At 61.6% G+C, this 14,599-nt stretch carries 13 protein-coding genes; 2 read left to right on the top strand and 11 right to left on the bottom strand.

All coding sequences use genetic code 11. The features are described 5' to 3' along the window. Positions 1 to 19 precede the first annotated feature (19 nt). Positions 20 to 982 carry an MBL fold metallo-hydrolase gene (locus AM571_RS20775; RefSeq protein ID WP_074063431.1) on the bottom strand — a complete coding sequence of 321 codons (963 nt, stop codon included), beginning with the start codon at positions 980 to 982 and terminating at the stop codon, positions 20 to 22. Between the two features lie 118 nt (positions 983 to 1,100). On the opposite strand from AM571_RS20775, the gene AM571_RS20770 reads away from it, so the two are divergent. Then, on the top strand, positions 1,101 to 2,060 hold the full coding sequence (locus AM571_RS20770) for a LysR family transcriptional regulator (RefSeq protein ID WP_074063677.1): 960 nt from the start codon (positions 1,101 to 1,103) through the stop codon (positions 2,058 to 2,060). Positions 2,061 to 2,718: 658 nt separating this feature from the next. Here the strand turns inward: AM571_RS20770 and AM571_RS20765 are convergent. The 8 genes from AM571_RS20765 to AM571_RS36395 form a co-directional block, all read right to left on the bottom strand. Beyond that, the gene (locus AM571_RS20765; RefSeq protein WP_081377160.1) at positions 2,719 to 3,471 is read right to left on the bottom strand and encodes an AraC family transcriptional regulator; all 753 of its coding nucleotides are present in this window, start codon (positions 3,469 to 3,471) and stop codon (positions 2,719 to 2,721) included. 541 nt (positions 3,472 to 4,012) lie between these two features. Further along, positions 4,013 to 6,184, bottom strand: coding sequence for a xanthine dehydrogenase family protein molybdopterin-binding subunit (locus AM571_RS20760; protein ID WP_074063430.1), 2,172 nt, complete (start codon positions 6,182 to 6,184; stop codon positions 4,013 to 4,015). Between the two features lie 10 nt (positions 6,185 to 6,194). Continuing rightward, positions 6,195 to 8,351, bottom strand: coding sequence for a xanthine dehydrogenase family protein molybdopterin-binding subunit (locus AM571_RS20755; protein ID WP_074063429.1), 2,157 nt, complete (start codon positions 8,349 to 8,351; stop codon positions 6,195 to 6,197). Then, entirely contained in the window at positions 8,348 to 9,352 is a 1,005-nt protein-coding gene (locus AM571_RS20750) for an FAD binding domain-containing protein (RefSeq protein ID WP_074063428.1), read from the bottom strand. Before AM571_RS20750 ends, AM571_RS20755 begins: the two co-directional genes overlap by 4 nt. Before the next feature lie 2 nt (positions 9,353 to 9,354). Next, positions 9,355 to 9,996 carry a (2Fe-2S)-binding protein gene (locus AM571_RS20745; RefSeq protein ID WP_074063427.1) on the bottom strand — a complete coding sequence of 214 codons (642 nt, stop codon included), beginning with the start codon at positions 9,994 to 9,996 and terminating at the stop codon, positions 9,355 to 9,357. A gap of 132 nt (positions 9,997 to 10,128) precedes the next feature. Next, the gene (locus tag AM571_RS20740; protein ID WP_074063426.1) at positions 10,129 to 11,061 is read right to left on the bottom strand and encodes an SDR family oxidoreductase; all 933 of its coding nucleotides are present in this window, start codon (positions 11,059 to 11,061) and stop codon (positions 10,129 to 10,131) included. Between the two features lie 12 nt (positions 11,062 to 11,073). Continuing rightward, positions 11,074 to 11,544, bottom strand: a complete 471-nt coding sequence (locus AM571_RS20735) for a hypothetical protein (RefSeq protein ID WP_074063425.1) — start codon at positions 11,542 to 11,544, stop codon at positions 11,074 to 11,076. Continuing rightward, a complete protein-coding gene (locus AM571_RS36395) occupies positions 11,538 to 12,005 on the bottom strand; it encodes a DUF6152 family protein (RefSeq protein ID WP_155774489.1) in 468 nt (155 codons plus the stop codon). The genes AM571_RS20735 and AM571_RS36395 overlap by 7 nt, the downstream gene beginning before the upstream one ends. A gap of 116 nt (positions 12,006 to 12,121) precedes the next feature. Here AM571_RS36395 and AM571_RS20730 point away from each other — a divergent pair, with 116 nt between their 5' ends. Further along, on the top strand, positions 12,122 to 13,087 hold the full coding sequence (locus AM571_RS20730; protein ID WP_074063424.1) for an AraC family transcriptional regulator: 966 nt from the start codon (positions 12,122 to 12,124) through the stop codon (positions 13,085 to 13,087). On the opposite strand, the gene AM571_RS20725 is transcribed toward AM571_RS20730, so the two are convergent. Together AM571_RS20725 and AM571_RS20720 are read right to left on the bottom strand one after the other, a co-directional pair. Continuing rightward, positions 13,071 to 13,640 (bottom strand): hypothetical protein, encoded by a 570-nt coding sequence (locus tag AM571_RS20725; RefSeq protein ID WP_074063423.1) that lies wholly within the window; start codon positions 13,638 to 13,640, stop codon positions 13,071 to 13,073. The genes AM571_RS20730 and AM571_RS20725 overlap by 17 nt on opposite strands. 132 nt (positions 13,641 to 13,772) lie before the next feature. Further along, positions 13,773 to 14,426, bottom strand: coding sequence for a transcriptional regulator (locus AM571_RS20720; protein WP_074063422.1), 654 nt, complete (start codon positions 14,424 to 14,426; stop codon positions 13,773 to 13,775). Positions 14,427 to 14,599 lie beyond the last annotated feature (173 nt).

Genomic DNA, 14,599 nt, shown 5'->3' with positions numbered 1-14,599 from the left:
GCCTCCATGCTTCACCGGATTAGAACTGCCAATTGACCGGGACCCAGGCATAGCCGGCGTCCGTCTTGAGCATTCGGCCAAGGCCCGGGAACGGGTAGTGGAAGCCGAGAACGAGGAGCCGGTCTGCCACCGCCATGTCGAAGATGCGGCGGCGGGAGGCGAGCGCGGTGTCTTTGTCGCGATCTGGCCCAGGCACCCAGGGCCGGTCGACATTGACGATCGGATGGTAGGCGAGATCGGCGGTCAGCAGGAGCTGGTCGCTCCCGGATTGAACAAGGAAGTTCGCCATGCCGGGGGTGTGGCCGAATGCCGGAAGCGTGGTCAGCCCGGGGACGATCTCCGCGCCGGCTTCATACAACTCGATCTCGTCGATGACGGGTTCGACGCTCCGCTTGATGGCCGCTGCGAAATTGCGGCGGAAGTCCTCAGGCACCGGCATATAGGAAAGGTCTGGACTGTTACGGACGAAGAAGTCCCAATCGGCCCGAGGCGCAAAGACACTCGCCCGCGGAAACGCCTTGCCGCCATCCGCGGTTCGAAGATTGCCGACATGGTCGGGATGCGTGTGCGAGACAACCACAACGTCGATGTCCTCGGGCCGTAAACCGATGCCGGCCAGGTTCTCGAATATGCGGCCGCCTTGCGGGCCCATGGTCTGGCCGGCTCCGGCCTCGAGGAGGATCCGCCTACCACTCGTCTCGATAAGCAGCGTGTTGAGATTCAGCGTCATACGGTCGGTCGGCAGGAAGGCACGTCTCAGAACATCCTGCAGTTCTGCCTCCGGCGCATTGCTGGCGTAGACCCGCGGAGGGCCACCGATCAGCCCGTCGCTCAACACGGTCGCTGAGATGTCGCCGACGCGAAAGCGGTAATGGCCGACATTTCCGCCCTGAATTCCGGGCGACGCGACGGGAGCAGCCTGTACAAAGGCCGTGCCGGTCGGCAAGGCCAGTCCCGCCACGGCCGACGCGGCTGTCAGCATGATCTTCCTGCGATTCAGTGTGATTTCGCCCATAGTTCTGATCCCGTTCAAATACATGCTCGCGCGTTGGCGTGGCCGCGATGACCGTTGGCGCCGCCTCGCGGCATGTTCTCTAGGGATGACACAGATCGGGCGCACGGATAAGCTAATCAAAACGGATCAACTTATTAAGCAGGACTTTGCAATGCGGCCACTGCGCCTTGACAGCTTGGAGATCTTTGAAGACGTCGTACGCTGTGGCGGCTTTCGAGCCGCCGCGCTTGGCAGGGGCGTTTCTTCGTCCGCCATCAGTCAATCGATCAGCGTCCTTGAGGAAGCGCTGGGCATCCGGCTGCTGAACCGAACGACACGCAGCGTTGCGCCGACTGAAGCGGGCGAGCAGCTTCTGGAGCGTCTAAGGCCCGCCCTTTACGACATCAGGACAGCGATCGACGATCTCAACCAGCTTCGCGATCGCCCATCCGGCACCGTGCGCATCAATGCACCGGGTCCGGCCGCCGATCACATCCTGTGCCCTTTGGCCTTTGAGTTCATGAAGATCTATCCCGACGTCAACGTCGAGATCGTCAGCGACGCTGCGATCATCGATATCGTGGAGCAGGGTTTCGATGCTGGTGTGCGCTTCGGAAATCAACTTGCCCAGGATATGATCGCCATGCCCCTCGGCCCCGCCCTGCGATATGCGATCGTGGCCTCGCCCGATTATCTTCGCAGCCGCGGTCGACCCGACTCACCGCGCGATCTCTTGCAGCACGACTGTATTCGTCGCCGTTTCCCCGGCGGAACCATGGTGACGTGGAAATTTGAAAGGGAAGGCGAGGAAGTGGAAATCACCCCGAAAGGTCGGTTGACACTGAGTTCAGCGCATCAAGAGCGCCAGGCCGCGCTTGCGGGATCGGGCATCGCTCATCTGTTTGAGGATTATGTTCGTGATGATGTCGAACAAGGCAGAGTTATCGAATTGCTCAGCGACTGGAAACAGAAGCTGCCGAGTTGGTACCTGTATTATCCGAGCCGGCGGCATACGAGCGCAGCCGTGCGGGCTTTCCTCGGATACATCCGTAACCAGAGATGGTAGCCAAGAATAGTGAGGCGGGCGGGCGGAAATCATCCGACACATCCGTCGGGACAGCGCATTTCGCATCCGTCTCATCTACCAACTTCGTCACGCCCGAATGTTGCCGGCGATTCCAGCCTGCGCGCTATGCACCTTGTCTAGCCGGGCTGTCGGGAAAACAGCTGAAGTAACGAGTTCTGGCGGAGACCTATTTTCTCATACACCGGCTTTCCAGCAGCGGTGGCCTCGAGCATACCCCGTCACTTGCGCGTGACCGCCACCCCGAAACCGCCACTGGCGGTCAGTGTCGGTCGCTGCCAGGTCCAGAAACAGACAGCCATCTACCCTCGCACGCGCCAGCACCTAGGGATCACTTGGGGCGGAGCGCATGCCTTCTGCGGAGATGCGCCTTGTCGGGTAGGGATACGCCTGGATGTTCGCCGCCGTTTTGAAGAAGGTCGCTTTGGCGCCGTGACAAGCTTAGGATTGACATCTGGGGCCATCATCGAACTGGCCGGCAACCGCTCCCCTCGCCGCTTCGGGCACTTGAGACTTCATTAACTCATCGCGACGGGACGTTGTCTAACGGGGATTTCCGCACGTCCGTCAGAACACTATTTCTTTTCGAGAAGGCCGCTCTTATCAAAGACTGTAAAGAGCCGCCTTCCCGGCGCGCGATTTACGCAGTACGAACTGTGCGGCTGGCATATTCGCTATTCAAGCGCTGCTGGTTCATCGCGTCACGCTTCGGCGCAGCGCCAAACATCCGGCAGTATTCGCGGCTGAATTGCGAAGCGCTCTCGTAGCCGACCTGATAGGCAGCCTCTGCTACGCTTGCAGCTTCAGCCACCATCAGTCGCCTTGCCTCGAGAAGGCGCAGCTGCTTTTGGAACTGGAGCGGCGTCATCGAGGTGAGCGCCTTGAAGTGCTGATGGAACGACGACGGGCTCATTCGCGCGACCTCGGCCAGATGCTCCACATGCAGCGTCTGGGCGAAGTTCGTGTGCAGCATGGAGATGGCTTTCACGACCCGCTCGATATTCGATTCGGGTAACGCCAACCTATAGAGTTCGCCTCCATGCGGGCTGTTCAGAAGCCAGAAGCAGATCTCGCGTACGATGGAGGGGTAGAGGATCGGGATCGCTTTCGGCGTCTCGGACAGCCTGACAAGACGCTGGATGCAATCCGCCAGAGGTACATCGACCTGGCTCACGAACATGCAGGGACCGTGGCTGACAGGTGGGACAGGCGGCTCATCCAATTGTTCTACCACCTCGCGCATCACCGTCACGTCGAGATCTATGGTGACGCCGATATAGGGCACGTCGGGGTTCGCCTCGACGATCCGCCCGCTGGCCGGCAGTTCCACGCTTACGACAAGACACTCCACCTTCGGCGGGGTTGATGTGGTGGTGAACAATGCCGAGATCATGAATGTCGGCCCCTTTGCTCAAATGACCGACGCGGCGGGAGCCTGAGCGCGCAGTCGGTGTTTGGCGAGACCACCCGCGATGATCGTCGCCCGTTCGACAGCGGCGACTATTATGAGGGCGCCAACCGTCCGAACTAACTGCTCGCAGTTCATTCAAGGCACCGTCCGCGGCAAGGTCGCAAATACTTCCGCGGCGGCCCCTCTCCGGTCTGAGCAGAATTATCGCCGTCGCAGCTTGGGGCGGTTGAGCAAATCCCCTCCTCGGGATATGCCAGCCCTCGCCTAAACAAGCGCTCGAAGGCGCCGCAAAGGCGCATTGGTGTTGCACGACAAAAACCGGGACAGCGAACATGTCCTGAGACTCAAGGCATCGAAGCTAGCAGATTGCCGTAGCTTCTGAAGGGAGGCGATTGCTGGAGTCTGGATGGCGGCTTTCCGCATAGGGGCCGGACCGGCCCCTTTCGACGCGACCTGAACACAAATAGGACAGTCCCTGCCGCTTCACGTTTGGTGCCGCGGCCCCACTTGATTATTACCACCTCTAGGGAATCGGAACCTGCAGGAGATGCTCGATCCGAACCGGCAATTCCCGCAGCCGCTTGCCGGTTGCATGAAAGATTGCATTCACGATAGCTGCCGATGCGCCGACCATCGCCACCTCGCCCAGTCCCTTCACCCCTACGCTATTTGCCACCGGGTCGGGTTCATTGATGAAGTCGACCTCGATCTCCCCAATATCGGCGTTCACCGGCACCACGTAGTCGGCGAGATCATTGTTAAGGAAACCGCCGAAGCGCGGATCGACTTCGGTGGCCTCACGAAGTGCTGCGCCGAAGGCCCACACGACGCCGCCACGCACCTGACTGACCGCAGTGCGCGGGCTGACAACGCGCCCGCAATCGGCGACACTCACCACGCGCGGCATCCTGATGCGCCGGGTGGTCGGCTCGACCTGAACCTCAACAAAATGGGCAATGTAGCTCATTGCGGTAAATTCGGGAAAGGTCGGACCGGCGATCGCATATTGCCCTCTGCGCAACCGTTCCAGTGCTGCGGCATCCTGACCGGGCCCGAGCAGCGAAACCTCAACAGTCAAAAACGGGCGGCGTATGGCGGCGAGCTGCTGGTGAATGGTTCCGGAAACCTGCCTGCCTGCGAGCAGTTCGGATATCGCGGCGCGCATCCGCTCGACAGCGAGTGCTGCAGTCGGCACCACGCTGAATGTTCCCCAGGACCCGGCTGTGATCTGCTGGGGAGCAACGGTTGTGTCGCCAAGGACAATGTCGAGCTTTCCCGCGTCTATCTCCAGACCGTCGAGCAGTACGGCGCCAATCGCAGTTTTGATACCCTGGCCGAATTCGTGGTGCGTTGTCGCGAAACGTGTCGTACCGTCCGCACTGATGCGAAGCGTCGCCACGGTCGCAGTGACCAGTGCGGGATAGATGCCACTCGCAACACCCCAGCCGACCAGCGAGCCGTCCGCCGCCCGCATGGATCCGGCCTTGTGCGTGCGTTTCGACCAGCCAAAACGTTGGGCGCCGCGGCTGAGGCATTCATTGAGATGACGGGACGACAGTGGCCGGCCGTTCTGAGGATCGACGCGGGTATCGTTGGCGATGCGGAAATCGACCGGGTCCGCGCCATGGCTATACGCCAATTCGTCAACCGCGCATTCAAAGGCGAAGCAAGCCGGATGCTCGTGCGGTGCGCGCATATGCCCAGGAGGTTGGGTGTCGATCCTGTAGTCCAAGCCGCCACCATAATAGTTTCGAATGCCGTACAAGCGTGTGGGGCCAGCATGATAATCGGGCGGAAAGGTACCTCGGCGGGACTGCTGCTGATCGGCGACATAATGTACGCCCGTCATTTTTCCCGCAGCATCGGCTCCAAGCTTGATGCGGTGCGTGCTGTTTGGCCGGAACTTGGCAAGGTGAAATATCTGCCCCCGCGGGGTGACCAGCTTGACCGGCCGTCCGAGCAACATAGCTGCCCGGGCGATGATGGCCGTTTGCTGCTGTACCCAACCCTTTTGACCGAATGCTCCGCCGACCGACGGGCTTTTAACGTCGACAATGCCCGGATCAATCCGCAGGATCCGCGCAACAACCTCCTTGATCCCACTGGCGAACTGGGTCCCTTCATAAATGGTCAACCGGCCATCCGCCCAGACAGCAGTCGTGGAAATCAGCTCGATCGGATTGTGATGCTGGGCTGGTGATTCATATTCGACATCCACCGTCATGGTAGCTTGCGCCAGAGCGGCTTCAGCATCGCCGAAAGCGGTTGGCCGCGCCTCCTCGCGGACTGCGAGCGCGCTGCGCTTGGTGGCCGCGAACGGCTGTGTCTCGAATGTCGCCGCCACGCGCTCAGCTCCCTCCGTCGCCGCCTCCAACGTCTCGGCGACGACCAGCGCGATCGGCTGGCCACGGAAGGCGATGTCTCGATGAAGGGTCGGCGGCGCGTCAGCGTTGGGGAAGCGCACCGGCTCCGGTGGCGGCGGAAAATCGTCTGGCGTCAGTATACGCACCACGCCCGGCACGTTGACGGCGTCTTCGACGTGGAGGGTCGCGATACGGCCTTTGGCCACCACCGATGGTACGAGCATTGCGTATAGCATTCCCGGCACGGGAATGTCGGCGGCATAGGCCGTTGCGCCCCGAACCTTGTCAAAAGCGTCAATTCTCGGCCGGTCCTTGAACGGTGTGGTGGTCATGAGGTTCTCCCTAAAGCAGATGTTCGATGCGGATCGGCAACTCGCGTATTCGTCTGCCCGTCGCATGGAAGACGGCGTTGGCGACGGCCGCCGAAATGCCCACCATCGAGACCTGGCCCAGTCCCTTGACCCCGGCAGGATTTGAGAGGGGGTCCGGCTGGTCGATCAGGCCGATCTCGATCTCGCCGATGTCGGCATTCACGGGCACCACATAATCGGCCAGGTCTTCATTGAGGTAACCGCCGTAGCGCGGGTCGATCTCAGTCGCTTCGCGCAGGGCATGGCTCAGGCCCCAGATTACCCCACCGTACACCTGGCTGTGTGCAGTCCGCGGGCTTATCACGCGGCCGCAGTCGGCGATGCTTACCACCCGCGGCACCCGAATGCGCCGGGTGCGCGGCTCGATGCGCACCTCCAGAAAGTGGGCGCTGTAGCTGAAGGTCGAGAATTCCGGATAAACGGATTCGGCGACGGCAAAGCCGCCCTGACGCAGGGCCTCTAGCGCGGCCTGATCCTGTCCCGGTCCCACGGTCGCCACCTCAACCTGCAGGAAGGGACGGCGGATGCTTGCGAGCTTCCGGTGAAGATTTCCCGAGACCTGTCGGCCGTCCAGCAGGTCCGCAACGGCAGCCTGCATCCGCTGCGCCGCCTGCATGGCCGCCGGCACGACGCTATTGGTGCCCCAGGATCCGGCGGTCATGTGCTGCGGTGCTGCCCTCGTGTCACCGAGAGCGATTTCCAGCCTTTCGGGGTCAATATCGAGGCCCTGAAGCAGCACCGACGCGATAGCCGTCCGCATGCCCTGACCCATTTCGTGACCGGAGATGGCAAAGCGGGTATGGCCGCGCGCGTCGATCCTGAGCGTCGCGATCGCCGGTGTCGTCGCCGACTGGTAGATACCGCAGGCCATGCCCCATCCGACCAGGCTGCCGTCAGCCGCGGTCATCGAGCCCGGCACCGGCGAGCGGCTCGACCACCCGAAGCGCCGCGCGCCTTCCCTCAGGCACTCGTTCAAGAACCTCGAGGATAGGGGATGGCCATTCTGCGGATCAACGCGTGTGTCATTCGCCAACCGAAATTCGACCGGGTCGCGGTTCGTCTTATGGGCAAGTTCGTCGATTGCACTTTCGAACGCGAAGAATGCAGGCTGGGGATGCGTGCCGCGCATGTAGCCTGAATCCTGGCGATCAAGCCGGATATCGGCGCCGGTCCCCAGATAGTTTCGAATGCCATACATTCGGATTACGTCCCGGTGATATTCGGAGACAGCGAAATATCCGTTTGGCGACTGCTCCTGTTCGACGTGATGCTGCACACCGACGATCGTTCCGTCCGCGTCCGCGCCTATGCGGATCTGATGCCGCGTGCGAGCCCGGTAGGTGGCGGTATGAAAAATCTGGCCTCGCGGCTGCACGAGTTTGACCGGCCGGCCGGTCAGAATCGCGGCACGCGCAACAAGCGCTGTCTGGCGCTGCACGGCCTTTTGCCCAAAACTGCCGCCCATCGTTGCGCCGCGCACATGGACGAGAGTTGGATCCAGCCGCAATGCCCCTGCGACGGCACCTTTGACGAGTGAACTGGCCTGGGTCGATTCGTGGATCAACAACGCGCCATCTTCCCAGAGTGCAACCGTCGCGATGAGCTCAAGAGGGTTGTGATGCTGCGTGGGAGAATTGTAAGTCGACTCTACCGTCGCCGCCGCACCGGAAAGGGCTGCTGGAGCGTCCCCGAATGCGACTTCATCCGCAGGCTGACGCTGCGCGCCGGCGCTTTCCATCACGCAGGCAAACGCCTCCGCCACGTAGGTCGGGCGGATTACCTCAGCGCCTTCAATCGCAGCTTCCAGCGTTTCAGCGATGACCAACGCGACCGGCTGGCCGCGGTAGGCGATGGTTGTTTCCAGGGTCGGAGGCGGCGGCGGGGGACCATCTTCGCTGAACGGCGGAGGTGCCGGAAAATCTTCAGGGGTTAGGACACGGACGACCCCCGGCACGCGGAGCGCCGCTTCAACGGGCAGCGAGGATAAGCTGCCTTTGGCGATGGTGGCCGGGACAGTCATCGCGTAAAGCGTTCGGGGAAGCACCAAATCGCCAGCAAATCTTGCCTCTCCCCGCACTTTGGCAAGAGCATCGACGCGGGCACGATCGGGAAAAGCGGTGGTACTCATGTGCGACCTCTTTCGGCGGCAATGATAAGGGCATCAGCGATGGTGCGGGCGCCGAGCTCTGTCTTGAAGCTGTTATGCCGCCCGGGTCGCGCATCACGGAAGGCGGCTTGGCCGGCAGCGAGCGCGAGTTCCGGCGTGAGCCGATGGCCGATCAGAACCTCTTCGGCCTCGGATGTGCGCCACGGCCGCGTGGCCACGCCGCCAAGCGCGATCCGCGCCCCCTCCACCCGATCACCGCTCATCTCCAGCGCTACCGCAGCAGAAGTGAGCGCGAAAGCGTAGGATTCCCGATCCCTGATCTTATGGTAGGTCGACAGGCGGCCCGCCGGCGTCTTCGAAACCGTGATTGCTGTTATCATCTCGCCGGATCCGAGGGTAAATTCAAGATGCGGCGTGTCGCCCGGCAATCGATAGAGATCGCCGACGGGCAGCGAACGTGAACCAGCCGGTCCTAAAACCTCGATGGAGGCGTCCATCGCGACAAGGGCCACCGGCCAGTCCCCCGGCGAGACGGCGGTGCAGGCCTCGCTGGTCCCGAGAACCGCCTGACCGCGATCAAGTCCGCCGATGGCAGCACAACCACTGCCCGGTTCGCGCTTGTTGCAGGGATAGATCACACCCCCACCGTTTCGGAAGTACATGCAGCGCGTCCGCTGGAGGAGATTGCCGCCGACGGTCGCCATGTTGCGAAGCTGTTGGGAGGCCGCCTTCAACAGGGCCTCCGACAGCACCGGATAGTCGCGCGCGACGGTCGGGTCGCCTGCGACGGCACTCATCGCTGCGTTCGCCCCAAAGCGAAGCCTATCGCCGTCCGTTTCGATCCGGTCCAACCCCTGGACAGCGGTCACGTCGATCAGATGGTTCGGCCGCTCGATCGTGAGCTTCATGAGATCGTAAAGCGTGGTGCCGCCGGCAATGAACCGTGCGCCTTCGCCGGCTTCGGCGAAAGCGCCGACTGCTTCTTGAGGTGTTGCCGGACGGATGTAGGTGAATGGGCGCATTTTCAGCCCCTCCCCATCTTGGCAGCCGCATCTTCAATGGCCGCGACGATGCCGACATAGGCGCCGCAGCGACAAATGTTGCCGCTCATATATTCTCGGATTCGTTCGCGTGACGTAGCGTTGCCCTCGGCGACGCACGCCACCGCAGCCATGATCTGACCAGGCGTGCAGTAGCCGCATTGCAGCGCATCGTGATCGATAAACGCCTGCTGCATCGGGTGTAGCGTGTCACCTTCGGCAAGGCCCTCGATTGTGAGCACTTCCCGGCCATCGACTTTGCCTGCCAGCGTCAAGCAGGAGGCGACACGGCGGCCGTCGATGTGAACAGTGCAGGCACCGCACTGCCCGTGGTCGCAGCCCTTCTTTGCCCCCGTCAGGGCAAGCCGTTCGCGCAGCAAGTCGAGAAGCGAGGTCCTCGCATCAACCGTAAGCTCCACCGTTTGACCGTTAATCGACGTGCGAATTACGAGCGCCTGATCCGCAGGGACGGGCAAAACAGCTTGGCGAGGCCCGCTTTGAGCGCGAGCGGAGTCTGCGAAATGGCTGGCGGCGACAACCGCGACGCTTGCGATCATCGCATCTCGCCGTGATACGAGGAGTTGGTTGTCCGGGATCTCTGGGGCGACGTCAGGATCATTGCACATTGTTGCTCCTCTCGATTGGAAGTGTTGCGGCAGAATCTGCATTGCTCGGACGGTTCTTTCCTCTGAGCAGGTGGCGTGTTGGGATAGGAAGCCTGTTGGGACAACCGTCTGGATCCACCCTTCGGCGCTATCTCATTTGCCAGCACCGATCGGAGCGGGCGAACTCCCGCCAAAGTAAACTCCTCCAGCGAGATCTTCCAAAAGCGTGGAGCCGCTTGGCGACCAGCCCAGATTGCGGCGCGTTTCGGCACCGGATGCACGGATGTCCATCGCCGCGAAGTGATTGAACCAGCCGAAATGGTTAAGTGCGGCTTCTGCGTCGATCGGTGCGACCGGAAGGTCCAGACCGGTCCCGATTGCAGTCGCGATATTCCGCAAGGGAATGCCTTCCTCGGCAACTGCGTGGTAGCGTGCATGGGTCGACGCCCTCTCGGCCGCCAATCGATAGAGCCGGGCCGCGTCGCGGCGATGGACGGCGGGCCACCGGTTCTCGCCGTTGCCGACATAGGCCGAAAAGCCCTTTGCCCGTGCGATATCGATGAGAGTTGGCACGAACGCACGATCCCCTTCGCCATGAACACTCGGCGGCAGACGGACGATCGAGACCGGCACCCCCAGATCGGCCACTGCATCGGCGGCAATTTCCGAAGCAGCGCGCGGATTGGCGGCTGCGTCGGACAGAGGAACAGCGTCCGTGGCTTCGGTAACGAGCCCGTGCTTGGGCAAGACGCCGATTGCCGAAGTGACGACGAGGGGCCGATCCGAGCCGGCAAGTTCTCCGCCGAGAAATTCGATGACATCGCGGTCGGCTTCGCAGTTTGCGCCGAACTGCGAAAAGTCGTGATTGAAGGCGGTATGTATAACGCCGTCAGCCCGAGCCAGCGCCGCCCGCAGGCTGTCTCGCTCGCGCAGATCGGCCGCATAGGCTTCCGCCCCGAGTGTCGCCAGCATTCCGGCCGCGGCGGCGGAACGGACCAGTCCGATTACCCGATGTCCGGCATCGACCAGATCCTTCACCACGGCCGAGCCGACAAAACCTGCTGCGCCGGTTACCAAGATACGCATAGCAATCTTCCTTTAAATGAAGGCAATCCAGCGGCCAGCGAAGACGGCGCTGACCCAGAGACACAGCGATACGGCACCTGAGAAGCGCGCGGCTCGCCTTCCAGCCAGGACCGCGAGATCAACGCCCACCCCCGCCTGCCGCAGAAGCAGCGCGTTGCCGCCGGCTGCCGCAACGATCATCATCTTGATGAGAAAAACCGGATTTTCTGCGTAGTTCCCAATCCGCACCGATAGCAGCAACAGCCCGGTCGTCGCTGCCAAAGCGAAGCCACAGAGCGCCATCCTCACCAGCGCCGGCAAGGCCTCATCGAATTGCGGGCCAAGAACGCGCAACAGCCGCAGGTCGACCGCGACGATCGAGCCGAGCAGCGTTCCTATACCGATGATGTGCAAGGCCGAAACGACAGGATAGATCCACGGCACGGCAACGATCAGCCGAACAACGCCAAGGTCCTCGATTTCTTGAAACATCAAGGCTAGCATCCGTCCACTCCCGGCGCCCAGTCTCTGGAGTAGGAGAGCGTCTCGCCGTCCCTCAGCCGTATCCAGGTGCTGCGCAACTGATGCGGGGGCAGACAGTTGCGAAGCGCAACCAGTGTGATGCGATCACCAGGCTTTACCTTAGCTTCGAGGTCGTAGAACATCCGCACCGGAGAAAGTTCGATCTCACGGACCTGTCCAAGGTCCTCGGGACGAGCTGATACCGGTCCAAAATATTCGCTTGGGCGCCCGAGAGACCCGTCAGCAACGTTTGCTCGCTCGACACGGACGGACAAGACGGGGTGCGGCGGAGAGAAGGTCGTGGCAGTGACGATGCCGGAGATGAGTATGGGCCGTGAGGCATCATAGCGGCCGGTAACCCCGTGATGCGCGACAGCACTGCCTGCCAGTCCACAGGCAAGGACGACGGCTGCAGCGTGCCGCGAAACACTTCCAGGACACATGTTATCCTCCTTTGGCAACAGACGATTCTGTCCAAGTCGATGCAAACGTAGAGGCTTGATGCAGCACGATCCATGCCCTACAGTCCGCGATATCGTCGCAATCGTCCGGGAATCGTATGGATCCACTTTCTGAAGTCTTGTCGCTGCTCAGAACGCGCAGCTATGTGTCTTCCGGTTTCAGAGCCGGTGGCGATTGGTCGCTTCATTTTGCGCTCAGGGAGGACGTGATCAAATGCTACGCCGTTGAGACCGGCGGATGTTGGCTGGCGGTGGACGGGATCGGTGAGCGGGTCAGGCTCGAAGCTGGAGATTGCTTCGTCCTTCCAAGTGGACGTCCGTTTCGCCTTGCCAGCGATTTGACGCTCTCGCCGATGGATTCGAAGGCCGTATTCCCTCCCGCCCTGCCGGGTGGCACCGTCACGCTGAATGATGGCCGTGACCTGCTCCTCGTGGGGAGCCGCTTTACTGTGGCGGGACGGCACGCAGGCATGCTTCTGAAGATGATGCCACCGATTGTGCATATTCGAAAGGATGTGGATCAGGCGGCATTGCGCTGGTCAGTGGCGAGGATGCGTGAGGAACTTCGCGATGGTCAGCCTGGCGGCGCGTTGATTGCGCAACAGCTGGCCCACATGATGCTGGTTCAAGCGCTGCGCCTGCATCTGCTGGAAGGCGTTCATGAGCCCGGCTGGTTTGCAGCACTGACTGACACCCGTCTGTGCGCGGCGATATCGGCCATGCATGCCAATCCTGCGGTGCGCTGGACCTTGCAGGAACTTGCTGCAGAGGCCGGAATGTCGCGATCGGTCTTCGCGCAGCGGTTCAGGGAAGCGGCCGGTGAAACACCTTTGGAATACCTGACCCGCTGGAGGATGCTTCTGGCCGGCGAGGAACTGGAGGTTGGACGATCGGTTTCGGCGATCGCCCCTTCGCTCGGCTATGCATCCGAGAGCGCCTTCACCAGCGCGTTCAAGCGCGTGATGGGCTGCACGCCAAGAGACTATCTGAACAAAAGTAAGACTAGGCTGCCGCTTCAGGCCGCTCAGACCGGCCGCGATACCCACATTAGGCTTCGCGGCTGAATCGAATGATACTCCGGTGCGGGTGTTGTGCATTCTGCAGCTGAAGCTTACGTGCCAGCTGGTCGCGCAGCAGCCTGATCTCCTCATCAAGGCGGATTGCATCGTCAGAAACGGCGGGAACGCCCGGAGAGGGTGGCGGAACGGCTTTACTCCCTGCCGCTTTCTTGCCCCGCGTGCTGCGCTTTCGCGTTGCACCTTCTGCAGTCTGGGAGGGTTTCAATGCGTGGCGCGCGGCCGTACCGGCCTCATCGGATAAGGCCGGATCAGCCGCCTCCACGGGCCTGGCGCCTTCGATAGCTGCCGTGCCGTGAACACCGCTTGCCGTTTCTTCGGAATGATCCGGGTCCGCTGACACCCCCTCCGATTGTTCGTAAGCGACCGGTTTTTCGTCGACCTTGGGATCGGCGGTGTTGAGCCCGTTGTCGGCAGCCGTTTCAACCGGCTTGGCGATGGCCAATACGTCCGGCTTCACGTCATCGGTCGGCCCCTGTTCTTGGCGCTGCTGACGTCGCGGTGACACAAGCCGGGCAAGAAGTTTCCATGGAGACGCCATTTTATTCGACCTCGTATTCTACCCGCATGCAGGCTGCGAGCAAAAGCGTTGGCGACGGGACTAGCCGCCGCCAAGATATTCGTCTCGATATAGCCTTGAGAATGCGGCCAGCGCTTGGCCGACGGCTGTGGATCAACCGAGGTTGAGCCGCTTTCGCAGATCGGCATTTTCAGCACGCAGCTTCTCGGCCAGCAGCTTGCGCAGTCTTTGGTTTTCCTCTTCCAGCTGCAGAAGATCTGCAAACTCGTCAACTGCCGCCACCGACGGTGCAGTCGCTGCCTGCACGGCCTTCGGAGCACGTTTGACAGGCGCACGTTTGGCGCTTGGCGCGTCAGCCTTTGCCTTGCGTCCTCTCTTCGGCCTTCCAGCTGCGGCATTCGAAGCCGCTGCCGGCTGCGCCGAAACTGCGGCTGAGGCCGTCTCGGGCGCCGCCTTCCTGGCGCGAGGTTTGCGCTCCTTCTCCGGTGCGGGCACCGCTACGGCCGGCGTGTCAGCATCAGTCATCGTATTGTTTTCGTCGGCCATTATGGTCTCCTGTAAAGCCGATGCATTTGTCTCCTGCTCGATCGGCGGTGTCAACAACGCCGCCGCCTGTTGTTCTCCGGCGAAAGACATTCCGGCGCTGCTAAGCTGGGAAGTTTCCGGAAGGAATGGCATTGCCTCGTCCTGCAGATCCTGCACAACGGACTTGAGATCCATGTCTCCCCAGATGGAATTCGGATTGGAATTGAGTTTCCGCCGACCCGATCTGTACTCGACGGCAAAGCTGCGCTGGACTTTTTTCATTTTGAGAGGCCTTGGGTGTCTGCGGTGATGTTTCGGCGACGTTTTCAGCATCGCAACAAACCTTGCAGATAACTGCTGACGGGCTGGCGGTCTAGGGCCACCGCAATATCTGCCGCCGCACGCGATCGACTTTGGTGGTCCAGAAGGCTTTGAGTCAGGCGCGTTGGCGACGC

Source organism: Rhizobium etli 8C-3, assembly GCF_001908375.1.
Taxonomy (GTDB): domain Bacteria; phylum Pseudomonadota; class Alphaproteobacteria; order Rhizobiales; family Rhizobiaceae; genus Rhizobium; species Rhizobium etli_B.
The sequence above is the reverse complement of the archived record's forward strand: the minus strand, read 5'-3'. Positions and strand labels throughout refer to the sequence as shown.